20 protein-coding genes and 1 pseudogene are annotated in these 22,631 nt (G+C 72.6%); 15 read left to right on the forward strand and 6 right to left on the reverse strand.

Going from position 1 to position 22,631, the window contains the following annotated elements:
* The first annotated feature begins 110 nt into the window (after positions 1–110).
* The 4 genes and pseudogenes from ACGF0D_RS09655 to ACGF0D_RS09670 all read left to right on the forward strand — a co-directional run.
* Positions 111–443, forward strand: a complete 333-nt coding sequence (locus ACGF0D_RS09655) for a CATRA system-associated protein (RefSeq protein ID WP_392914523.1) — start codon at positions 111–113, stop codon at positions 441–443.
* Positions 433–2,004, forward strand: coding sequence for a CATRA conflict system CASPASE/TPR repeat-associated protein (locus ACGF0D_RS09660; protein WP_392914524.1), 1,572 nt, complete (start codon positions 433–435; stop codon positions 2,002–2,004). The genes ACGF0D_RS09655 and ACGF0D_RS09660 overlap by 11 nt, the downstream gene beginning before the upstream one ends.
* 136 nt (positions 2,005–2,140) lie before the next feature.
* On the forward strand, positions 2,141–2,923 hold the full coding sequence (locus tag ACGF0D_RS09665) for a hypothetical protein (protein WP_392914525.1): 783 nt from the start codon (positions 2,141–2,143) through the stop codon (positions 2,921–2,923).
* A gap of 580 nt (positions 2,924–3,503) precedes the next feature.
* Positions 3,504–3,944 (forward strand): annotated as a pseudogene (locus ACGF0D_RS09670) (flavodoxin family protein); the annotation flags it as partial.
* Positions 3,945–4,002: 58 nt separating this feature from the next.
* Here the strand turns inward: ACGF0D_RS09670 and ACGF0D_RS09675 are convergent.
* Positions 4,003–5,454 carry a sensor histidine kinase gene (locus tag ACGF0D_RS09675; RefSeq protein ID WP_392914526.1) on the reverse strand — a complete coding sequence of 484 codons (1,452 nt, stop codon included), beginning with the start codon at positions 5,452–5,454 and terminating at the stop codon, positions 4,003–4,005.
* Positions 5,455–5,470: 16 nt separating this feature from the next.
* Positions 5,471–6,148 (reverse strand): response regulator transcription factor, encoded by a 678-nt coding sequence (locus ACGF0D_RS09680; protein ID WP_392914527.1) that lies wholly within the window; start codon positions 6,146–6,148, stop codon positions 5,471–5,473.
* Between the two features lie 129 nt (positions 6,149–6,277).
* On the opposite strand from ACGF0D_RS09680, the gene ACGF0D_RS09685 reads away from it, so the two are divergent.
* From ACGF0D_RS09685 to ACGF0D_RS09705, 5 genes are all read left to right on the forward strand, one after another.
* Positions 6,278–6,841, forward strand: a complete 564-nt coding sequence (locus ACGF0D_RS09685) for a hypothetical protein (protein ID WP_392914528.1) — start codon at positions 6,278–6,280, stop codon at positions 6,839–6,841.
* Between the two features lie 55 nt (positions 6,842–6,896).
* Positions 6,897–7,697 carry a hypothetical protein gene (locus ACGF0D_RS09690; protein WP_392914529.1) on the forward strand — a complete coding sequence of 267 codons (801 nt, stop codon included), beginning with the start codon at positions 6,897–6,899 and terminating at the stop codon, positions 7,695–7,697.
* A gap of 348 nt (positions 7,698–8,045) precedes the next feature.
* Positions 8,046–8,465, forward strand: coding sequence for a BlaI/MecI/CopY family transcriptional regulator (locus ACGF0D_RS09695; RefSeq protein WP_392914530.1), 420 nt, complete (start codon positions 8,046–8,048; stop codon positions 8,463–8,465).
* Complete coding sequence (locus ACGF0D_RS09700) at positions 8,462–9,403, forward strand: M56 family metallopeptidase (protein ID WP_392914531.1); 942 nt, start codon at positions 8,462–8,464, stop codon at positions 9,401–9,403. The genes ACGF0D_RS09695 and ACGF0D_RS09700 overlap by 4 nt, the downstream gene beginning before the upstream one ends.
* A 112-nt stretch (positions 9,404–9,515) precedes the next feature.
* Entirely contained in the window at positions 9,516–10,091 is a 576-nt protein-coding gene (locus ACGF0D_RS09705; RefSeq protein ID WP_392914532.1) for a hypothetical protein, read from the forward strand.
* A gap of 75 nt (positions 10,092–10,166) precedes the next feature.
* On the opposite strand, the gene ACGF0D_RS09710 is transcribed toward ACGF0D_RS09705, so the two are convergent.
* From ACGF0D_RS09710 to ACGF0D_RS09725, 4 genes are read right to left on the reverse strand one after another with little or no spacing between them, the layout of a single operon-like run.
* The gene (locus ACGF0D_RS09710; RefSeq protein WP_392914533.1) at positions 10,167–11,630 is read right to left on the reverse strand and encodes an ABC transporter ATP-binding protein; all 1,464 of its coding nucleotides are present in this window, start codon (positions 11,628–11,630) and stop codon (positions 10,167–10,169) included.
* Positions 11,627–12,469 carry an ABC transporter permease gene (locus ACGF0D_RS09715; protein ID WP_392880669.1) on the reverse strand — a complete coding sequence of 281 codons (843 nt, stop codon included), beginning with the start codon at positions 12,467–12,469 and terminating at the stop codon, positions 11,627–11,629. The genes ACGF0D_RS09710 and ACGF0D_RS09715 overlap by 4 nt, the downstream gene beginning before the upstream one ends.
* Positions 12,466–13,464, reverse strand: a complete 999-nt coding sequence (locus ACGF0D_RS09720) for an ABC transporter permease (protein ID WP_392914534.1) — start codon at positions 13,462–13,464, stop codon at positions 12,466–12,468. Before ACGF0D_RS09720 ends, ACGF0D_RS09715 begins: the two co-directional genes overlap by 4 nt.
* Complete coding sequence (locus ACGF0D_RS09725; protein ID WP_392914535.1) at positions 13,461–15,020, reverse strand: ABC transporter substrate-binding protein; 1,560 nt, start codon at positions 15,018–15,020, stop codon at positions 13,461–13,463. The genes ACGF0D_RS09720 and ACGF0D_RS09725 overlap by 4 nt, the downstream gene beginning before the upstream one ends.
* Before the next feature lie 381 nt (positions 15,021–15,401).
* Between ACGF0D_RS09725 and ACGF0D_RS09730 the strand changes: the two genes are divergently transcribed.
* From ACGF0D_RS09730 to ACGF0D_RS09755, 6 genes are all read left to right on the forward strand, one after another.
* Positions 15,402–16,391: a TauD/TfdA family dioxygenase gene (locus ACGF0D_RS09730; RefSeq protein ID WP_392914536.1), complete on the forward strand. Its 990-nt coding sequence runs from the start codon at positions 15,402–15,404 to the stop codon at positions 16,389–16,391.
* Between the two features lie 43 nt (positions 16,392–16,434).
* Positions 16,435–17,424 (forward strand): ornithine cyclodeaminase family protein, encoded by a 990-nt coding sequence (locus ACGF0D_RS09735; protein ID WP_392914537.1) that lies wholly within the window; start codon positions 16,435–16,437, stop codon positions 17,422–17,424.
* Complete coding sequence (locus ACGF0D_RS09740) at positions 17,415–18,743, forward strand: Y4yA family PLP-dependent enzyme (RefSeq protein WP_392914538.1); 1,329 nt, start codon at positions 17,415–17,417, stop codon at positions 18,741–18,743. Before ACGF0D_RS09735 ends, ACGF0D_RS09740 begins: the two co-directional genes overlap by 10 nt.
* A 22-nt stretch (positions 18,744–18,765) precedes the next feature.
* Positions 18,766–19,794: a cysteine synthase family protein gene (locus tag ACGF0D_RS09745; RefSeq protein WP_392914539.1), complete on the forward strand. Its 1,029-nt coding sequence runs from the start codon at positions 18,766–18,768 to the stop codon at positions 19,792–19,794.
* Positions 19,795–19,817: 23 nt separating this feature from the next.
* Complete coding sequence (locus ACGF0D_RS09750) at positions 19,818–21,239, forward strand: MATE family efflux transporter (RefSeq protein ID WP_392914582.1); 1,422 nt, start codon at positions 19,818–19,820, stop codon at positions 21,237–21,239.
* Positions 21,240–21,396: 157 nt separating this feature from the next.
* Positions 21,397–22,566, forward strand: a complete 1,170-nt coding sequence (locus ACGF0D_RS09755; protein ID WP_392914540.1) for a copper resistance D family protein — start codon at positions 21,397–21,399, stop codon at positions 22,564–22,566.
* Positions 22,567–22,631 lie beyond the last annotated feature (65 nt).

The following is a 22,631-nucleotide window of genomic DNA, read 5'->3' on the forward strand; positions in this document are numbered from 1 at the left end:
CCCGGGCAGGCAAGTGAGCACACCTTAGCGTTCGTCAGTAGTCGGCAGTCACAGGCCGGTTGTTGCCATATCCTGTGGGGCGATCAGGATCGCGTGGGTGAGGGGGGTGCATGTCGTACGACATCCGGGCAGTCCGTCGGCAGGCCGTTGATCTGTTGTCCGAGGCGCCGACGTGGCGGCTCTCCACCCGCGGGTGGTCCCGGGCGGGGGAGTGCCTGGCGGCCCTCCAAACCGGTGCCGAAGCGGGCGATTCGACGGCACTCAGGCGTGCGACCGGGCGGCTCTCCGACCTCGTCGACGTCTGGCGGGCCCCCCGGTCAATGGCCGAGGGGGAGAACGAGCCCATGCCGCCACAACTCCTCGAAGCCCACGGGGTGCTGATCCGGACGCTGGAGGACGCCGACGAGGGCGGGAGCTCGCAGGACGACACGGATGAGCACTGAGGTCCGCTTCGCGCGGGAGGCTCTGCAACTCCACTACTTCATGGACGTTCAGCAACTCACCGGCCCGGGCCGGACCGTGCTGGACGCCCTCTGGTCCGCGTGCGGGAGGATCGGGATGGACCGACCGGTTCCGTCGACCGGCGATATGGTCCTGCCTCACACGATCGAGGCGTCCTCGAGCTTCCACCCCGTGCGTAGTCGCCGGAGCAGTGGGCCCGGCGTCCTCGAGGCCCGGGTGTACGTGCTCGGCGGGATTGCGGGCCTGGTCGTGATGCTCGCGCCACCGGACGCCGGCGCCTCGCACGGCATGGCGGAGACGGCGACGATCTGGGCCGACCTGGAGCGGGCATGGGACGGTGCCTACACGCCACCGGCGCAAGGGGGTGTGAACCCGCTGATCGGCAGCGTCCGGATCTACCGCGCCCTCGCCGATGCGAGTCCCGGCGCGGCCCTCGACCTCGATGTCGTGGCAGGCCGACTCGCCGGGATCGTGCCGGGTGCTGCGACGGACGGGACCGACCGGATCTCCGAACGGTTGTCGCTGCCGGCCGAACTCTCCATGCGGGAGGTGATGTCCCGAGGGGCCGGGGAGGACCACGTGGATCGGACGTTCGTCACCACCACGAGGGCCACTGATGCCGACGAGGCCTCGCTGGACGCATGGTCCTGGTTCGACGTCCGCAGCCCGATGACGCCGGTCACCAGATACCTGTTGCACGCCGCCGCCGTCCGGGACCAGTACGGGATCCGTCGAGCCGCGAACCCGGGCCTAACGCGGCGTAGGACCGCGTTGCGGGAGGACGGGCAGCTCCTGCTCCTGGACTGTCACCGGCTGCTCTCGGCGAGCGGCTACCACAGACGTGCCGCACGGCGGGAGCTGGTCCGCTGGGAGGAACTGGCAGAGCGGGCACACCGGTTGTTGCTCGAGGACGGGATCGCCGCCGACAGGGAGCTGAAGCTGCGTACCATGGGCCGTACGATCGGGGTCCATTCCGCCGCGATGACAGCCGCGTTGAGCACGCCCGCGGACCCGAGTCCCGGCCTCCTGTTCTCGGACGCGGAGTGCGCGACGCGCCTGGCGGACGTCCTGGAGGAGGACGCCTTCTCCTTCGGTGTCGAGCGCGAGCGCGTCAAGGAAGCGGCCCGCATCGCGACCGAGTCGGCCACGCAGCGCCTTCAGAGCCACCAGCAGTACCTGTCGCTCGTGCAGACCTCCGTGATCGGGGGGTTGCTCATGGCGCTTACCGCGGTGCAGACGCTGGGGTTCAGGCTTCCGCTGACCGAGCACGTTCAGGGGCCGTTCATCGCCCTGCTCGCCACGCTCGCGGTCTCGCTGCCCGTGGTGATCATCCGGCGTTGGAGTGGCGGGAACGGGGGACGGCCGGGAGCGGTCTTCGAGATAGCCGGTCTGGCCGGGGCCGGTGCCGCAGTGGGGTGGCTGCTCGCTCGCGGGGCCGGCCACGGAGACTGGTCCACGGCGGTGACGGCGGCCTTCGCGGTCGCCGGTGCCGCCCTGCTCGGTACAGGTGGCGCGTGGCACGCGCGCCGCGCGATCCGATGAATTCCGTCCCCCGCTGCCGTACCGAGACGAAGGGCCGCACCGGCGCGCGGTGAACGCCCCGACCGCGGCCGGCCGACCGCAAGTCGATGGTCCGGCCGTCTGCGGACGGACCCCGAACCGATGTGTGGAGATCCAGGTGACGACCCTCGCTGACAACGACAGCCTCCTGCCCGGCGCTCCCCAGTTCTGGGATGTCGTAAGTGACGTCCTCACCTCGTGGTTCGGCGTCGGCAGCGTGGCCGCCACCGTCACCGCGACCCTCATCGCGGTGCGGATGTGGTACTTGGCGGGGCGGGAGGGCTACCGGGCGGCCCGGGCCGGTGGTCGCACCGTCGTGGCCGCCGCCCGCTTCAGCGCTCGACACCTGGGCCGCATCCCGGGACACCGGAAGCTCTACGCGAGCCTGACGACCCTGGCGGTCCTCGTCCTGCAGGCCCTGTGGCTTGCAGGGACGTACTTCTTCATCAGTGTGCTCGTCGCCAACGTGCGCTCCATGTTCGGCGGCGCGCCGGTTGGCGACCTGCACGATCTGCTCCGATGGGGCGGCGTCAACGGCTACTACACCGTCGGCTGCTCGCTGCTCGTGGTGGCGGCATACGCGTTGACCGTCACCGGCAACCGGGAGATGACCTCGGCGCTCGGTGTCCTGCCCGCCGTCCTGCCGGCCCTGTCTGCGGGGCTGCTGCTGTTGTTCGCCGTCCTCGCGACGCTCGTCTACGGCCTGCTCGCGGTCTTCGGCTCCGACGATGTCTCCTGGGCCGATGTCGGCTACTTCTGGTGCGCGGTCGTCATCCTGACCCTCTACGCGCTCGCGGGCTTCGCGGCGATGGGCACCACCGCTCTGACGGCTGCGGCGTGGCGCGCCGACGAGTCGTCCATCGCCGCCGACAGCCCCACCGAGGCGGAGGGAAATGCCTGATTCGTGGTCGCCGGAACTCCGGTCCGGCCACCTGAGCCCGTCTTCCGCGCCTTGCTTCAGCTGGTTGAAGGCGCATTCGACGACGTTGCGGCGCCCGATGGGTGCGGCGGTCGAAGCCGGGCGGGCGACCGCCGCGCGTGCCTCGGTTGAGGTGGTTCGGGACTTGGTCAGTGCGTTCGGGGATGGTGTGCGGGATGCCGTGCCGGCGCAGGTAGGCGCGGGTTCTGCGGGAGGTGTAGCCCTCGTCTGCGATGACGTGGGCGGGCTTAGTGCGCGGGCGCCCGCGCCCGGCCCTCGGGACCCGGGATGGCCTCCAGGGTGGCTTTGAGGAGGGTGCTGTTCTGGATCAACCCCGCGAGGGCGTTGCAGACATCGCGTTGCCTGCGGTAGCGGGGCGCAGCTGAATTGGAAGATGCATTCCGGCTCTGAGATCCTGGGGCGGACAGAGTGCCGGGCAGGGTAAAGCGACTCTTGGGAGGCGGCGGCACGACGATCGCCTGCGGGCGAACGCTCGGGCAGGAGAGGGCGTTGGACCACTCCGGATTTTGTGGCTGGTCAGGTAGGGTGCCAGAGTGTTCCGCCGATCTGGCTGGGAGACAACTCGTCGGTGATGAAGAGGGTGATCGAGCGGCTGTACGCCTGCTCGTCGATTCTCAACTCCGAGGGCCAGTACGCCTACTACGGCCGGGTCGGCGGCTGTCTGATCACCGGGAACGAGGACGGCGCCAAGCACTGCGCGATGAACGTGCTCTACAGCTTCCAGCACCTCGGGTACACCATCCCGCCTCAGGCTGACGCGGGTTGGGTGGGGGAGGCGGGCCCGGGGCCGTCGTACCTCGACCCCGGGTCGGGCGGGCCGGAGAACGACTTCACCAACCGCAACACCACCTTCATGACGTGGAACCAGCTCCACCTGGCGCGCATGTTGAAGGACGCCGGCAGCATCCCGGCCCACGGCAACCAGCGCTCCGAGTGGGACGCGGGCTGCCGCTTCGACTTCGAGAACCCCGAACACCGCTGAACCGCCGGGGCCGGCCGGTCCGCGGGGCAGAGGTCCTCGTCCGCGAACGGCCGGTGGTTCACGTTCTGTGTCCCCCGGTGGAGAACGCAGAGCGGCGGGCCGGGAGCGGGATCCGGGTCCGGAAGGTGGCCGTGCCGGGGGTGTCGAGGACGGTGAGGGTGCCTCCGTGGACGGCGGCGATGTCGCGGGCGATCGGAAGGCCGAGGCCGGTGCCGCCGTCGTCGCGGCTGCGGGCGTCGTCGAGGCGGGTGAAACGTTCGAAGATCTTCTCGCGGTCCGCCGGTTCGATCGGGGGGCCGTCGTTGGAGACGTCCAGGAGGGCGTGGCCGGTGGCCCCGTCGACGTGCAGGCGCACGGTGACGTGGTGGCGGGCGTGGCGTTGGCCGTTGTCGAGCAGGTTGGTGAGCAGGCGGCCCAGCCACAGCGGGTTGCCGTGGACGGTGACCGGCGTGGACGCGTGGACGGTGACCGGGTGGGGCTCGCTGCCGCGGGCCGCGACCGTGCTGCGGACGAGGTCGGCGAGGTCGACGGGTTCGTGCGGCCAGTCGTGGCCGGTGGCGTCGAGGCGGGCGAGCAGGAGCAGGTCGGTGGCGAGGGCCTGGAGCCGTTCGGTGTCCTGCAGGGCGCCGCTGACCAGGTCGTTGCGGACCTCGGGGTCGGGGTGGGTGAGGGCGACTTCGAGCTGGGTGCGCAGCACGGCGAGGGGGCTGCGCAGTTCGTGGGAGGCGTCGGCGATGAAGCGGCGCTGGCGGGCCCCGGCGGCTTCGAGGCGTTCGAGCATGGCGTTCATGGTGTCGGCGAGGCGGGCGATCTCGTCGTCGCTGCGGGGGCCGGGGACGCGGCGGTCCAGGTCGCGGTCGCCGATGGCGGCCACCTCCGCGCGGATGGCCTCGACGGGGCGCAGCGCCCGGCCGGTGGCGCGCCAGGTGAGGGCTCCGACGGTGAGCAGCAGGAGTCCGCTCAGGGCGGCGAGGGCGGCGGTGGCGAGGTCCTCGGCGGTGTCGGCGGTGCGCAGCGAGGCGCCGACGTGGACGGTGACGGGGCCGGTCGGGGTGTCGGCGGTGAGCGTGGTGACGCGCTGGTGGTGTTGGTCGCCCAGGGCGCCGAGGTCGAAGGTGTCGTGACCGGCCCGTCGGTTCCCGGGGGCGATGGCGGGGTGGCCGGCGAGGTTCTGGCTGGCGGCGACGACGTGGCCGTCGGCGTCGACGACCTGGATGAAGTCGGTGCCGTGGTCGAGGGGGAGGGGGTTGGTGAGGCGTCCTTCGCCGGCGAGGCGGGCGACGGCCTGGGCCTGTTCGTGGGCGCCGGTCTCGACGGTGCGCACCAGGTTGGCGCGCAGCAGCAGGACGACGGCGGCCGAGGCGACGGCGAGGACGACGGCCACGCTGAGGCAGGCGGCGAGGGTGGTGCGGGCGCGGACCGAGCGCGGGGTCAGCCGGTCGACGAGGGCGGCGAGGCGCGGGTGCCGGGCGAGGTGGCGGCGCCCGGCCGCGCGGACGCGGGCGCTCACGGGGGCGGCGGTCCGGTCAGCCACCGTCGGCCGCCAGCCGGTATCCGGCGCCGCGGACGGTCTGCACCGCCGCTCTCCCGTACGGGGTGTCGATCTTGCGTCGCAGAGCGCTGACGTGGACCTCGACGGTGTTGGGGTCGCTGTCGAGGGCGTTGTTCCAGACGGCGTCGAGGATGTCCCGTTTGGAGACGGCCTCACCGGCGCGGCGGGCGAGGTAGTCGAGGATGGCGAACTCGCGGGGGGTGAGCGGGATCACGGTGCCGGCCCGGGTGCAGGTGCGGGCGGCGGAGTCGACGACGAGGTCTCCCAGGACGGTTTCGCGGGGTGCGCGGCTGCCGATGCGCCGGGCGAGCGCCTTGAGGCGGGCGACGAGGACGACGAAGGAGAACGGCTTGGACAGGTAGTCGTCGGCGCCGGTGTCCAGGGCCTCGGCCTCGTCCCACTCGCCGTCCTTGGCGGTCAGCATGAGGATGCCGACGTCGCTGCCCGCGGCCCGCAGGCGCGAGCACACCCGGTAGCCGTTGAGGCCGGGCAGCATGATGTCGAGGACGATCACGTCGTAGGCGTGGTCCATGGCCCTGGCCAGGCCGGAGAGCCCGTCGTGGGCGACGTCGACGGTGAAGCCCTCCGCGGTCAGGCCGTGCTGCACCGCCAGGGCCAGTCGGCGTTCGTCCTCCACCACCAGTACGCGCATACCCACCAGGGTGACAGTGCGGAGCTGAAGGTGCCTTCAGGTCTTCAGCCGATCTTCAGCGACCGCCGGACATGCTGGCCGTACCGCCCGGGGAACGGCCCGGGCCTGTCGAGGAACGGGGTGGGTGCCGTGAGCGAGCCCATGGAGGCCGGGGAACCCTTCGAGCCGCAGAAGTCCGCGGGACGGAGGCGTACGGGGCTGGGCATCGCCGGGCGCTGGGTGCGCCGGCGGTCCGGGCGCTGGGCCGTGGTCGGTGCGGCGGTGGTCGTGCTGGGCGGTGGCGCCGCCGCGGTGGCGCTCCACCACGAGGGCGAGGGCCACGGCGACCGCAAGCTCGCCGGTGAGAGGGAGCGGCACGACGACCAAGGCGGTCGTCACGGCGACCAGGGCGGCCGTCACGGCGACCAGGGCGGCCGTCACGGCGGTGAGGGCCGTCACGGCGGTCGCGCGCAGCGGGGACCGGGGACGGACGGCGCACCGGCGCCGCTGCCGTCGACCGACGCCGCCGACGCGGTGGTCAAGGCCTCGTCGGCGGTGCCCGCCGGCAAGGTCGAGTCGCTGGCCCCGGTCACCGAGCAGGGCGGTGGCCGCGCCTGGCAGGCAGTGGTCCTCGGCCCGGACGGGGTGCGGCACCTGGTGACCGTCGACGGAACCACCGACACGATCACCGCCAACACCGTCCTGGGCGGCTGACCCACTCGCCCCGGCGTGGCCCCGGCCGCGCCCCACGGAAAGGAGCGCCGTCGTCTTGGGCGCCACGATCGTCCCCGCGGGGATCCGTCGACACCGGGCCGGGGCCGCCGGGCCCGTCCTGAGCAGGGTTCCGCAGGTCACCGCCGTGTTCTGGATCGTCAAGATCCTCACCACCGGCATGGGCGAGACCACCTCCGACTATCTCGCCCGGGTGCTCGGGCCGGTGCCCGCCGTCGGCTCGGCGGCCCTGCTGCTGGCCGCCGCACTGTTCGCACAGGCCCGCACCCGCCGCTACGTCCCGGTCGTGTACTGGGCCGCGGTGGTCATGGTGAGCGTGTTCGGCACCATGGCCGCCGACGTCGCGCACATCGCCCTCGGAGTGCCGTACGCGGGGTCGGCGGTGGCGTTCGCCGTGGCCCTGGCCCTGGTGTTCGCCCTGTGGCGACGTACCGAGGGAACGCTCGCCGTGGAGACGGTCGCGGGCGGGCGCCGGGAGGTCTTCTACTGGTGCGCGGTCATGGCCACCTTCGCGCTCGGCACCGCCGTGGGTGACCTGACCGCCGCCACCCTGGGCTGGGGCTACCTGCCCTCCGGGCTGCTGTTCGCCGCCCTGATCGCCCTGCCGGCGCTCGCCCACCGCCTGTCCGACCTCTCGCCGGTGCTCACCTTCTGGTGGGCCTACGTCCTCACCCGGCCGCTGGGCGCCTGCTTCGCGGACTGGGCCGGGGTCAGCCGCGAGCGCGGCGGCCTGGACCTCGGCACCGGGCCGGTCAGCCTCGTCCTCGCGGTGGTCATCGTGGCGGCCGTGGCGTGGCTGGGCAGGGCCGAGCGGCATCGTTCCCGGGTGCCGGCCTGACGCCCCACCCCGTACCCGACCGATCGACTCGTTTCCCGAGGAAGGGCGCTGAACGCGCTGACCCTCTCGTCGAGCCTCCTGGCCGTCAATCCGCTGGGCGCGGGATCACTCCTGGTGGCGTCCGGCTCCCGCGCGCTCGCCCTCGACGGCCGCCCGGTCGACGGTGGCCCGTACCTCACCGTCGACCGCTGGGCCCCCGAAAGATCGCGAGCCCCTAAACTTAGCTGAGGCACACCTAAGTCACACGGGCCGCACCCCTTCTCGCCACACGGGCGCGAGCGGCCCTCGTCGCCGACGGCCGTCGGTGCTCGGGTGTGCCGGCCAAGGACATCGGGGACAGGGGGAGAGATGGCGAACGGCAGCCGGGAGGCCAGGCGTCCGCACGGGGAACTGGTCGCGGACGTGATGGCGGTGCTGTGGGCGGCCGGTGAGCCGATGACCGCCAGGCAGGTCAAGGGCGCGCTGAGTCAGGACCTCGCCCGGACGACCGTGGCCACGATCCTTGCCCGCCTGCACGAGAACGGGACCGTGGACCGTACGCGGCCGGGGGGTTCCTTCGCCTATGCGCCGGTTTCGGATGCCGCGGGCCTGGCGGCCGGGCGCATGCGCCGGGAGCTGGAGAAGGAACCGCAACGGGACCTGGTGCTGAAGCGGTTCGTGTCCTCGTTGTCCACGGACGACGGCGAAGTCCTGCGGCGTCTCCTCATCGAGGTGGAGGCCGGGGTGGCTCCTGCCGGGAGCGAGACCGCCTCGAAGGGCGACGCGTGACGGCGTTCCTGGTGGTCGTGGCGCTCGCGGTCGTCCTTCCGTGGGCCGCGGCACCCGCGGCCCGTCGCCTGGCGGGGCTCCTTCCGCCGCGTGAGGCTTCCCTGGCCCTGACCGGAGCGGCGGTGCTGCTGGCCGGTGGCACGGCCGCGGCGCTGATCGGGCTCTTCCACGTGCCGTTCCTCGCGACGCTGGAGGACCTGAGCTTCGCTCAGGTGATCACGAACTGGCCGGTGGTGGTGCCGGTGTCCTGCGCCGCCGGGGTGCTTCTCGGCGTCCAGGCGGTGCGGCTGGCGCTGGCCGTCCGTCGGCACCGTGTGCTGCTGTCGCGTGCGTGGAAGCTGACCGGCGAGGGGGCGGCCGAAGGCGATGTGCTCGTCGTGCCGGGTGAGGAGGCGGAGGCCTTCGCGCTGCCGCGTCATCGTGGGCGCGCCGGCCGTGTCGTCGTGACGGAGGGCATGCTCAGGGCCCTCGCGCCGTCCGAGCGCGCGGTGCTGCTCGCGCACGAGCGGGCTCACCTCCGCGGACGGCATCATGTGCTCGCTTCCGTCGCCGACCTCGCTACCGCCGTGCATCCGGCGCTCCGGCAGCTGGGGGCCGCGCTGGAGTTCCACCTGGAGCGGTGGGCGGACGAAGCCGCTGCCGCGGTGGTGGGGGACCGGAAGGTCGCCGCGACCGCCATCGCCCGCGCCGCGCTCGCCGGCTCGGCCGGGCCGGGAGGGCGCGGTCACGGCTTCCTGTCCGTCAGCACGGGGCCGGTGCCCCGGCGGGTCCGGGCGCTGCTGGAGCCGGAGCCCACCGGGCCGGATGGGCGCGGACCGCGTGCCGCCGCGGCCGGGCTGGTCGCCGTGGTGGTGGTGTCGGGCCTGCTGGCGCTGGGCCTCGCCTACGGCCTTCACGAGTACGTGGAGGAGGTCGCGCGGACGGTCGTCGGGCGGTGACGTTCGGACGACATCGATGTAGACCGATGGTCGGGTGCGTGGGTATGGTGAGCCTCGGCTCGCTTGCTGGACGCCAAGGGGCGTCGAGCCCACCCGATGACGAGGACACGGTTTGTACGACGGACGAAATGGCTCGTCGAGCCCGTTCGAGCAAACCGTCTACCTCCTGTCGGAGGCCGGCCGGGCTGCCGAGCGCCTGCTGGCGGACCGGCTGGATCACCGGGGGATGACCTCGGTCCACCGTGCCCTGCTGTCGACCCTGGCCCAACTGGGACCCCACGGTCGGCATGACCTCATCGCCCGCGTCACGGCGCCCGCGGCCGAGGCGGACCAGGCGCTGGACGACCTCGTGGCTGCGGAGCTGCTGCGGTCGATGGTCGTCCACATCGGCGGTCGGCAGGAGGTGCTGACGATCACCACGGTGGGCCGGTCCGCTCTGGACGTGCTCCACGCCGACGCGTCGGCCACGCAGGAGGACCTGCTGGCGTCGCTGACGAAGGGGCAGCGCGTCGAGCTCAACTCTCTGCTCCGTCGTGTGTGCGCGACGGCCGCCCGCGGAGTCGGCCCGCGGCCGGTGGTCCGCGAGAGCGCCGGCTGGACGCTGACCGCCGGGCCGCGGCGGACCTGGACGAGGGCGCGCGAAGGCGCCGACGCCACGGCAGGTCCGGTTGCCGAGGCAGCCGGCTGACGCGTCGCGCGGAGACGGCCGTCGAAGGCCCGTGCCGTCCGTGGCCTCGCCCCCGAACGCGGTGCCCGCGCTCGCTCAGTTCGGCACTGGGCTCGGGACCGGGTGGTGCTTTGCCTGGAGGGCTTCTCCGGCACTGGTGAGGCGGAGGACGGTGTCGGCGTAGGCCGACACGAGTGGCAGGTCGTGGCTGACCAGGACGACCGCGAGGCCCCGGCCGTCCCGCAGGCGCTGGAGGAGGTCCATGATGCCGTCGGCGGTGTCGGCGTCGAGGGCGGAGGTGACCTCGTCGCAGAGCAGGACGTCGGGTTCGGCGGCCAGCGCGCGGGCGATGGAGATGCGTTGGCGCTGTCCACCGGAGAGTTGGTGGGGATACCGGGCGGCGTGGTCGGGGGTGAGACCGACGGCGGTGAGCAGTTCGGCGACGCGGGTGCCGCACCCGTCGGCGGGCCGGGCGAAGTGGAGCCTCAGCGGGCGCGTGAGTGTGGCGCCGACGGTGTGGGCCGGGTTGAGGGCACCGAGCGGGTTCTGCGGGACGAGTTGGATGCGGCGGCGCTGGTCGCGGGTGCGCCGCTGGTGGGAGGGGGCCAGGGGTTCGCCGCCGAGGGTGATGCTTCCGGCTTCGGGGCGGTGGAGGCCGGCCAGGGTGCGCAGCAGCGTTGTCTTGCCGCACCCCGAGGGGCCCGTGATCCCGGTCAGAGTGCCCGGGGGGAGGGAGAGGTCGAGGCCGGCGAAGACCTGCCGGCGGGTCCGGCCGGTGCCGACCCGGGCATCGAGTGCCTTCACTTCGACGACGTGCTTCGCACCGGCGGGAACGCACGCCTGCCCGGGTACCGGGGGCGTTGCGGGCGTGTTCGGGGTCGCGACCGGGCGGGCGGGCCGCAGCGCGAGGACGTCGTCGGCGCAGCGGGCGACGAAGTCGGAGTCGTGGCTGGTGAGGGCGATGGCGATGGCGTCGTAGTCGGCGAGGTCGCGCAGCAGGTCGGCGATGTCGTCGCGCAGGGCGGCGTCCAGGCCGGCGGTGGGTTCGTCGAGGAACAGGATCGCGGGCCGTCGGGCGAGGGCTCGGGCGAGGGCGACGCGCCGCTGCTGTCCGCCGGAGAGGTTCGCGGTCCGGCGTCGTTCGAGTCCTTCGTCGACCGGCAGCCGGACGGCGCGCAGCAGGTCCGGTACGGAGACGCCGCGACGGTCGACGGCGGTCTCGGTGATGAGCCGGTCGACGCGCATGCGGGGGTTGAGCCCGGAGCCCGGGTCCTGGCCGACGAAGGCGAGTCGGTGGCGGCGCAGTCGGCGCAGTTCCTCTGGCGGGAGGGTGAGGATGTCGTGGCCGAGGACGGTGAGGCTGCCCGCCGTGACGCGCGCGCCGGGCGGGAGGGAGCCGACGAGGGCGCGCAGCAGAGTGGTCTTGCCGGCGCCGGAGGGGCCGGTGATGGCGGTGATGCGGCCCGGTGCGAGGTCGAGCGTGGCGTCGGCGAGGAGCGTGCTGCCCTGGAGGGTGATGGACAGTCCCTTGGCCTGGGCGGCGGGGGTGGTGGTGCTCACAGCGGGGTCTCCGGGGTGGGCCGGGCGGGGGCGAGGGCTTCGGCGGCGAGGTTGACGCTGATGGCGAGCAGACCGATGGCGAAACAGGGCGCGCCGACGGCCCATGGGTTGAGGGTGATCCCGGCGGCGTTCTCGCGGATCATCAACGCCCAGTCGGCTTCGGGGGGTTGGGGTCCGAGTTGGAGGAAGGCGGCGACGGAGACGATGTAGACGCCTTCGACGAAGCGCAGGCCGAACAGGGCGAGGACGGTGGAGCGCAGGTTGGGGAGGACTTCGTGGACGGTCAGGTGCCAGAGGTTCTCCCCGCCGGCCGCGGCGGCTTCGACGTAGCCGGCGGTGGCGATGGGCGCGGCCGCGGCGGCGACGATCCGTACGGCGTAGGGGACGCCGAGGAGCGTGGCGGCGGCCGCGACGGCGAGGCGTCCGCCGCCGGGCCAGGCCAGGGCGATGAGCATGATGGCGAGGACCGAGGGCAGCAGGATCGTGAGGTCCGCGGCGCGTTCGATCCACCGGCCGAGGGTGGGGCGCAGCACGGCGAGGATGCCGATGGCGGTGGCGGCCGCGGTGACGATCAGGGCGATGGCCAGGGCGGTGGCGATCAGGGGCGCGCCGCCGGTCAGGAGGCGGCTGAGGACGTCGCGGCCGAGCTGGTCGCCGCCGAGCGGTGCGTCTGCGCCCGCTTCTGCGTAGGGGAAGGTGACAGGGGTGTCGATCGGGTGCGGGGCCAGGAGCGGTCCGGCGAGCGCGAGGACGACGAGCAGGAGTGCGGGGGCCGCGCGCAGGAGGACCCGTCGCTTCCGTCGGACGGTGCGTACGGGGGTCGGGGCGGTGGTGGTCATCGGCGCTCGTCTCCGAGGGTGGTGGTGCGGACGAGGTCGGCGAGCAGCAGGAGCAGGCTGATGGAGGCGCCGGCGGCGGCCACGACTCCGGCGACGAGCGGGGTGTCGCGGTCGGTGATGGCTCCGGCCAGGACGGCGCCGATGCCGGGGTAGTTGAAGAGGGTCTCGACGACGACGGTGCCGCCCAGCAGCATGCCGGCGGAGGTGGCGATGCCGACGGCGATGGCGGGCAGGGCGCCGGGGAGCATGTGGTGGCTGAGGATCCGTCGGCGGGGCAGGCCGTCGAGGACGGCCGCCTGGACGTGTGGCAGGGCGGACTGGTCGGCGAGTGCGCCGCGCACGATGCGGGTGTTCCAGCCGATCTGCGGGACGGCCAGGGAGAGCAGCGGCAGGACGATCATGGTCCAGGACTCGGGTCTGCCGTCCGGGCCGGTGAGGGTGACGGCGGGCAGCCAGCCGGTCCACTGGGACAGCAGCAGGAGCAGGGCGACGGAGACGACGAACTCCGGCAGGGCGAACGCCGCGGTGGACAGGGCGTCGATCGCGCGGTCGACGCGCCCGCCTGGGCGCAGGGTGGCCCAGCCGCCGAGGGCGAGGGCGCCGACGGTGCTGAGGGCGAGGGCGAGGCCGCCGAGCAGGAGGGTGTTGGGGAAGGGGCCGGCCAGGACGTCGGTGACGTGCTGTCCGCGGGCGGTGGTGCCGAGGTCGCCGGTGGTCAGGCCGGTCATCCAGTCCCAGAACCGTTCGGCGACCGGCCGGTCGAGGCCCATGGCGGTGCGCCTGGCGGCGAGGTCGGCGGCGGTGACGCCCCGGTCGGAGCTCGCGCCGGCAGCGTCGCCCGGCAGGAGCTCGATGGCGGCGAAGACGGCCGCGAGCAGGACGACGAGCATGAGCAGGCGTCGGACGGCCTGCCGGGCGACCCGGCCCGCACCGGGGAGGATGCGGGCCGGGAGGCTCCGGGAGGCCGGCGGGCCCACCGGGTGAAGGGTGGTCAACGCGCCAGCCAGGTCTTCTCAAGCTGGACGCGGCCGTAGCCGGGCAGCTTGGGCAGGTCACGGACGGCCGCACCGGCGAGGTCGATGCCGTCGGCCATTCCCCACAGCAGGTAGCCGGACTTGGCGAACTCGATCTCCTGGAGCTGGTGGAGCAGCTTGTCGCGCTCGGCGGCGTCGGCGGTGCCCATGGCCTTGCGGTACGTCTCGTCGAAGCTCGGCTCGTTCCAGCCGGACTCGTTCTGGCCCGCGTCCGAGAGCATCGTCTTGGAGGCGAAGAAGACCACCGAGTCGTTGGTCCCCCAGTAGCCGGTGTAGAGCGTGCCCTTGAGCCAGGTGTCGTCCCAGAACACCTTGGAGTCCTGCTTCACCACGTTGATCTTCACCCCGGCCTCTCGGGCCTGGGTGGCGAACAGCGTCGCGGACTCCGCCAGGCCGGCGATGTCCTCGGTGGTGATCAGGTCGTAGGTCTTCGAGGTGTCGAAGCCGGCGTCGGCGAGCAGCTGTTTGGCCTTGGCCAGGTCGCGGGTGCGCTGCGGGATGTCCTTGGCGAAGGCCGGGTCGCCGGTGCCGAGGATGTCGTTGGCGACGCTGCCGTAGCCGGAGAGGACCTGCTTGACCATGGCGTCGCGGTCGACGGCGAGCCTGAGCGCCTCGCGCACCCGGACGTCGGCGAACGGACCGTCGGCGGTGCGCATGACGATGGGCATCGCCATGTCGTTGGGGCGGCGGACGATCCGGACGTCCTTGCGGGCCTCGGCGGTGCGCGCGGCGACGGCGCCGACGTTGGAGGCGACGTCGATCTGTCCGGCGAGCAGGGCGTTGGCCATGGCCTGGGGGCTTTCGAAGAGGCGCACCTCGACGGCGTCCAGGAGGACCTTGCCGCCGTACCACTTGTCGTTGCGCACCAGGCGGGCGTTGCCGTCGCGGTACCAGTCGAGCTTGAAGGGGCCGGTGCCCGGGGCGCCGGCGACGGCGTCGTCCTTGGTGTCCTTCTTGAGGACGAAGGTGGTCAGGCGGGTCAGCAGCGGCAGGTCGGCGTTGGGGTAGTCGGAGACCAGCACGACGGTCTTGGCGTCCTCGGCCGAGATGCCCTCGGGCTGGATACCGGGCAGGCGGCTCTTGCCGGCCGGGGTGTTGCGCAGCCGCTTCAGCGACCAGACGACGTCGTCGGCCGTGACCGGGGTGCCGTCGTGGAAGACGGCGCCGTCGGCGAGGGTGAAGCGCCAGGTCTTCAGGTCCTCCGAGGGCTTCCAGGAGGCGGCCAGACGCGGAGCGGTGTTGGCCGTGTCCCCGGGTATCGCGAGCGTGTCGTAGAGCAGGCTGATGATGAGGTAGTCGCTCTCGTTGGCCTGGGTGCCGTGTGGGTCGCGGGTGATGGCCGAGGCCTTTCCGAGCGCACCGACCTTCAAGGTGCCGCCCGCGCGGGGCTGTTGGGAGGCGCCGCCGGAGGGGGCGGCGTCCCTGGAACTGCCCGTGCCGCTGCTGCAGGCGGCTAGCACGCCGGCCGCCCCCACGCCGGCACCGGCCCACAGCAGCTGTCGTCGGGTGACGCCCACGTTCGTTCCTCGTTTCGGGGTCGAGCTCGATTTACTTAGGTTTACCTACCCTAAATTCAAGAGGGCGCGCAAGCTGTCCGGCGGAGCGCGTGGTGCTTCCCGTCGTGCGCCCGGCCGCCTCAAGGGCCCTTCTGATCAGGGTGGTTGGGCCTGCGCCGGCCATGCGCCGCCACCCGAAACTGACACTACGTAAATGTAGACATCCAGCTGGGTAAGGCTTGCCTAACATCAGGGACGTTGTTACGTTTCCTGTCGTCCGGCCGTTCGAGCCGCCCCCGGACCAACGCCCCACGCGCAGCTCCCGTCGCCGTCCCACAACGGCGCGGTGATGCCACGTGCCCGCGCCCCTTTCTTCCTCTCCTGTCCCCGGAAGGCCCCGCCGTGCCCACCTGCCCTGCCCCGGTACGCCATCTCGACGCCGACGCCGTCACGGAACTCACCTCCACCGCCGCCAGACTGCTGGCCTTCCACGGCTTGGCCACCAGTCCCGGCCTGCTGGCCGACCTGCCCGTGACGTGCGCGCAGCTCAGCAAGGAGCTGCGCCGCCAACTGCGCCCCGTCGACACCGCCGACGGCCTGTTCGTCCTGCGCGGCCTGGACGTCAGGGACACCGACCTCGGCCCCACACCCGGCCACTGGTCGACGGTCGGCGACGCCGGCGCGCTGTGGGACGTGGTGCTGCTGCTCGTCTCCGCGCTGATGGGCACCCCGATCGCGTGGGACGGCCAGCAGGACGGCAGGTTCGTGCACAACATCGTTCCCTCGCCCGGCCATGAGAGCGAACAGACCGGTGCCTCCAGCTCCGTTCTGCTCACCCCGCACACCGAGGACGCCTTCCACCCCGGCCGCGCCCACCTGCTGCTGCTGTGCTGCATGCGCAACCACGACGCCATCGCCACCACCGCGGCCAGCGTGCGCCTCGCCGAGCTGTCCGACGCCGACATCGAGCAGCTGAAGCGACCCGTCGCCCCGATCCTGCCCGACGACGCCTACGAGCAGGCGCAAAGGTTCGGCGGCCGGCCCGCGCCGGTGCCCACGCTCTTCGCCACCCCCGAGGGCCTGACCATGCGCTACGACCCGGCCTACACGCCGCAGGAGGGCGCCGACGGGCCGTGGCGCGAGGCGTACGGGCGCCTGGGCGAGGAACTGGCCCGGGTCTCGGTCGCGGTGAGCCTGGAACCCGGCGACGTCCTGGTCGTCGACAACGACCTCGTCGTCCACGGTCGCGTGCCGTTCCGGGCCCGCTACGACGGCACCGACCGCTGGCTCAAGCGCGCCTCCGTCCGGGTCGAGAACCGTCCCACCCGCCCGGCCGCCGAGAACGACGAACACGGCTACGGCCAGGCCGCCCTCACCGCCTGGGCCGCCTGAACCCCGCACCTGCCGCCGCCCCACCACCTCGAAAGGGCTCACCATGGACCGGGACGACACCACCCTGCGCGTACTGTCCACCAGCGACCTCGCAGGCCTGGACATCACCCTCGCCGACGTCGTCGACACCGTCGAACAGGCCTACCGCACCCTGGCCGCCGGGCAGTCCGACAACCCGCGCAAGCTCACCGTCAAGCCTGCCGACGGCCACTCCGTCTCCTACGCCATGCTCGGGCGCGACGGCGTGCGCAACGTCGTCGCCGTCAAGACCTCGTACAAGCACGGTCTCCACGAGAGCCGCGAAGAGCAGCACTACTACACGACGCTGACCATCTACGACGACGTCACCGGCCTGCCCGTGGCGATGATGGACTGCTCACGCATCGGCTCGCTGCGCACCCCGGCCGTCTCCGCGCTGCTGGCCCGCGAGTGCGCCGCCCCAGACGCATCCACGGCGCTGGTGATCGGCACCGGCACCCAGGGCCGGCTCGCTCTGCCGTTCCTCCTCACCACCCTGCCGAAGCTGGAGCGGCTGCTGCTCTTTGGCACTCATCCCGACGGCATCGCCGCCGTCCGCACCGAGCTGGCCCGGCACTTTCCCGACCGTGAGATCGAACTGGTCGCCGACCTCCGGGCCGCCGCCCGCGATGCCGACGTCATCGTCGCCACCGCCGGCGGACACACCCAGGCCGCCGTCGAGGCCGACTGGCTGAAGCCGGGCGCGGCCTCGATCCTCGTCGGCCACGGTCTCGCCCCGTCCACGCTCCACCGGGCGGACCGGGTGATCGCCACCAGCGAGGCACAGATGCGCGTCACCGGCACCGACATGGCCGACCAGGACGGCAACCTTCCGGACGTCGACCTGGAACTGCCCGTCGTCATCTCCGGCGTCTCCAGGGCCCGAACCGCCCCGGAGCAGCGGATCTTCGCCTACAACAGCGGACTCGTCGTCACCGACATCGCCCTCGGCCACCGCTTCGCCCAGCTGGCCATCGACCAGAACCTCGGTGCCGAGGTGGCCCTGTGGCGCTGACCCTGCCCGCCCACCCCGACCCGCTCACCGACCGGATCCACGACAGCGGCCTGCTCCAGGAACTGGCCCACGGCCTCGGCGGCGCCTTCCACTACCTGCTCCCGGGACGCTTCGACGCCAACCTGGCCGCCTTCCGCCGAGCCCTCACCGAGGCCGGCGTCGAAGGCCGGGTCTACTACGCCAAGAAGGCCAACAAGGCCTCGGTGTTCATGGACCGCTGCGCCGCCGCCGGCGGGGGAGCGGACGTCGCCTCCCTCGGCGAACTGCGCGACGCCCTCGGCCAGGGCGTGCGCGGCGAGGACCTGGTCGTCACCGGCCCCGCCAAGGCCGTGGAGCTGCTGCGGGTCGCGGTCCGGCAGGGAGCGCTGCTCGCCGTCGACGCCCTGGACGAGCTCGACCGTCTGCTCACCCTCGGCGACGAGCGCCCCGTCCGGGTGCTGCTGCGCCGCTACCCGCCGGACCAGCCCCGCAGCCGGTTCGGTCTGGACGACGCACAGGTGCAGGAGGCGCTGGAGCGCTGCGCCGCGGCCGGGGACCGCGTGCGGATGGAGGGCTTCAGCTTCCACCTCTCCGGCTACGACGTGCAGCCGCGCGCCGACCTCGCCGGAGAGCTCGTCGAACTCTGCCTCCAGGCCCGGACGCTGGGCCTGCAGGCGGACCGGATCAGCATCGGCGGCGGCTTTCCCGTCGACTACGTCGCCGCCGACGCGTGGGACACCTTCCTCGCCGAACAGGAGCCCGGGCACTACCACGGCCGGAAGTCCTTCGCCGCGGCCGACTTCTACCCCTACCACTCGCCGGTCGCCGGTGCCGACGCGCTGCGCGCGATCCTCGCCGCCCGGCCGGCGGGCAGCGCGGCGAGCCTGGCGGAGCGGTTGCGGCAGGCTGGTGTGATGCTCCTGCTGGAGCCCGGCCGTGCGCTGCTCGACCGCGCCGGATCGTCGGTGTTCCGGATCCAGGGCGTCAAGGACCGGACCGGGTACGGGATCCTCACCGTGGACGGCACCAGCCTCAGCCTGTCCGAGCAGTGGTTCGACAGCGAGTACCTGCCCGAACCCGTCCTGCTGCCCCAGGGGGACCGCGAGAACGGCCCGTACGAAGCCTGTGTGGGCGGTGCCAGCTGTCTGGACTCCGATCTGCTGACCTGGCGCAGGATCCGATTCCCCGCCCGGCCCCGGGTCGGTGACCTGCTCGTCTACCCCAACACCGCCGGCTACCAGATGGACTCCAACGAGTCCCCGTTCCACGAACTGCCCCTGCCGCCCAAGGTCGTCATCGACCAGGACGGCGACCGCCCGCGCTGGCGCCTCGATCGCTGACCCCCACTGGAGTACTCCCGCCATGACCGACGCCCTGCACCGCCCTCCGGTGGTCAGCCGGATATCCGACCTCATCGGCTACACCCCGCTGTTCGAACTCGCCCGCGCCGACAACGGCGCCCGCCTCCTGCTCAAGCTGGAGATGTACAACCCGACCGGCAGCGCCAAGATCCGGATGGCCCGCCAGATGGTCCTCGACGCCGAGGAACGCGGCGAGCTGCGCGAGGGCGGCCACATCATCGAGTCCACCTCCGGCAACACCGGCCTGGGCCTGGCCGTCGTCGCCGCCGAACGCGGCTACCGCTTCACCGCCGTCGTCGACCACCACGCCGCCGCCGACAAGCTGCGCGGCATGAAGGCCATGGGCACCGAACTCGTCTACGTCGACGAGGACGGCGGCGAGGAACTGCACACCGCCGCCCGCGAGGAACTCGCCGAGGAGATGGCCCGCGGCAAGGACAACACCTTCTTCACCGAACAGCACAACAACCCCAGCAACGCCGTCGGTTACCACGCCGTGGGCCGCGAGATCGCCCAGGCCCTGGACAACCGGGTGGACGTGCTGATCGGCGCCGTCGGCACCGGCGGCGGCCTGTGCGGCACCGGACTGGAGCTGAAGAAGACCGTCCCGGACCTCACCGTCGTCGGTGTCGAACCCAAGGGCTCGATCGCGTTCGGCCCGCCCGCCCACGACTACTACCAGTCCGGCACCGGCACCCCCGAAGGCGCCACCATCGGACTCCTGGTCGACTACGACCTCATCGACGAGGGGGTGAAGGTCGGCGACGTCGAGGCCTTCGCCACCGCCCGCGTCGTCGCCCGCCGCACCGGCCTGCTGATCGGCGGCTCCGCCGGCGGAGTCGTGTACGAGGCCCTCGACCGGCTGCAGACCCTGCCACCGGACGCGGTTATGGTCGCCTTCATCAACGACGGAGGCGAGAAGTACATGGACACCGTCTTCAACGACGACTGGATGGACGCCCGCTCCCTCACCGACCCCGCCGTCGAAGCCGACATCGACGAGACCCTCACCAAACTCCGCAGGCCGTGACCTTGAGAAGCGTGACCCTCACCATGCAGCAGTTGACCACCCTCGCCCGCGACAGCCGGGCCCTGGCCGCCCTCGCCGTCCCGCTCGCCCTCACCCAACTCGCCCAGGTCGCCCTCACCACCACCGACACCGTCATGATGGGCGTCCTCGGGACGGAGGCCCTGGCTGCCGGCGGCCTCGCCCTGGTCATCTTCAACCAGCTGCGCACCATGGGCGTCGGCCTCGTCACCTCCGTCGGGAACCAGGTCGCGGCGGCCGCGGCCCGCGCCGAGAAGGCCGGAGCACCGGAGGAGGCCACCGCGGCCGGGGACAGCGACGAGGTCCGTGGCCTGGTCCGGGCGGCGATGGCCGTCGCCACCCTCGCCGGCCTCGCGGGCGCCGTCCTGATGGTCCTGATCGGCCAGGCCGCGACCTGGCTCGGCCAGGACGCGGACGTCGCCCACCGCGCCCAGGGCATGCTCGCCGCCCTGGCACCCGGTCTGTTGCCCTGCCTCTGGTTCCAGGCGATCCGCCAGTTCACCGTCGGCATGCGCCGCCCCCAGGCCCTGCTGCGGATCACCATCGCCTCCGTCGCCGTCAACGCCGGGCTCAACTGGGTCTTCATCCACGGCACCTGGGGCCTGCCGAAGCTCGGACTCACCGGCATCGGCGTCGCCACCAGCAGCGTCCACCTGCTCTCCTTCCTCGCCCTCTACGCCTCCGCCCGCCGCGACCCCCGACTCGCGCCGCTGCTGAGCCTGGACTTCTGGCGCGCCGACGTTCCCACCGTGCGCCGGCTGCTCGGCCTCGGCACACCGATCGCCGCCACCTACGGCTCCGAGGCCGGGTTCTTCTCCGTCACCGCCCTGCTCGCCGGCAGCTTCGGCGCCGCCGCGCTCGCCGCCCACACCGCCGTCAACCAGCTGATCTACATCGTCTTCCAGGTCGCCGTCGGTCTCTCGCACGCGGCATCCATCAACGTCAGCCGCGAACTCGCCCTCGGCGAGTACGCCGCCGCCCGCCGGATCAAGAACACCGCCCTCGCCTGCGGCGCCGTCGTCACCACCGCGGTCGGCATCGTCTACCTCGTGGCCCCCGGCCTCGTCCTGCGGCCCTACTTCGACCCCGACACCGCCGCCGACCAGCAGGGCCTGCACATCGCCACCGGCCTCCTGACGGTCGTCGCCGTCCTGCAGTTCTTCGACTGCGCCCAGAACATCGGCGTCGGCCTGCTCCGCGGCCTCGACGACACCGGGAGCGGCTTCCGCATCACCCTCGTCGGCTACTGGCTCGTCGGCCTGCCCGCCGCCTGGCTCCTCGCCTACCCGCTCGGCGGTGAGACCCGCGGCCTGTGGCTCGGTCTTCTCGTCGGCCTCGCCACCACAGCCGTCCTCCTGCTGCGTCGGTACGGACTCGCCCTCACCGCCAAGGCGGCCGCCGCCCCGGAGCCCGTGGCGGCCGGCTGAAGCGGGGCACGGTCCCGCACTCCCGTGGACCGGGTCGGCGGCTCCGGTCCACGGGTATCCACCCAGCTCAAGAGCCCGTTTCTCACGAAATGGTGACGATGGGCGTGACTGGCCCCGGCCAACCCAGGCCCTGCAAATCTTAGGTTAGCCTTACCTAATGCACACTGCCTCGTTGGCCGCGGCCACGGCCGGATACGTCATGCCCCAGCTCTGGCGCACCCTCAGCAAGACCGGCTACTTCATCGGCCTCAGCGGGGCCATCGGATCCACGGTCACCTACGCGACCACGATCCGCCCGGCCCTGCGAGCCGCGAAAGCGAACACCGAAGACGCCGAGGTTCTGAGGAGACGTTCGGCCCACTACCTCGCCTGGGCCGGCGTGATCCTGCTGGTCGCGGGCTACTTCCAGCTAGCCGCCCGCGTCGCCCGGGCCGGCAAGGGCATGCCCTTCGGTGACGCCCTCGCTCCGGAACGGATCTGGGACTACCTGCGGGCCCCCGCAGCCAAGGGCGCCTGGATGGCCCAGGGCACCGTCTACCTGGTCCAGAACCTCGTCCTGGTGGCGACCGCCGCCACGCTGATCGCGCTCTTCGCCCCGGGCGCCCGCCGCCACACGGACCGGATCGCCCTCACGGCTCTGCCGCTCTCCCTGGCCGTCACCCTGATCGCCGCCGTGCCGACCACCACCCCCGCCGACCTCGACGCGTGGCTCAACCTGGTCCTCGACCAGAGCCACATCGTCTCCGGCACGGTCTGGCTCGGCGGGCTGGCCCTGCTGGTCGCGCTGGCCGGCACCCGCAAGCGCCTCGGCGACGGGGCCGGGCTGTTCTGGGCCGACGTGTGGAGGCGCTTCGGTCTCCTTGCCATGATCTGCGTCGGGGCGGTCACCGTCTCCGGGCTCTGGCTCAGCTGGAAGCACGTCGGTGCCGTCCCCCAGCTCTGGACCACCGGTTACGGCATCGCCCTGCTCGTCAAGGTCCTCCTGGTCGCCGGCCTGGTCGCCGCGGGCGCCTTCAACCAGTTCTGGCTGATGCCCCGCATCGCCCGCGCCCGCACCGCCGATGACACCGTCACCCTGCTGCACCTGACGCTGCGGCACTTCCCCAAGGTCGTCTGGGGCGAGGTGGCCCTCGGCGTAGCCGTGCTCGCGGTGCTGCCGTTCATCTCCGGCTCGGCCCGCACCGAGGCCGGCAGCCCGAAGGCCGTCTCCTCCGGCACTCTCTTCGCCGGCGGAGCAGCCCTCACCGTCGCGCTCGCTCTCTCCCTCTACGCCACCGCCAAGGTCGCCGATGCGCTCGCCCGGCGTGAGGTGGCCGCTGCCGGGTGACCGTGCCGGCCGGTACACCTGCCCTGGGGATGCGGGGACGCCGTGGCCGGCCGTTGCGCACGGTG

It is taken from the genome of Kitasatospora sp. NPDC048298 (assembly GCF_043201465.1).
Taxonomy (GTDB): domain Bacteria; phylum Actinomycetota; class Actinomycetes; order Streptomycetales; family Streptomycetaceae; genus Kitasatospora.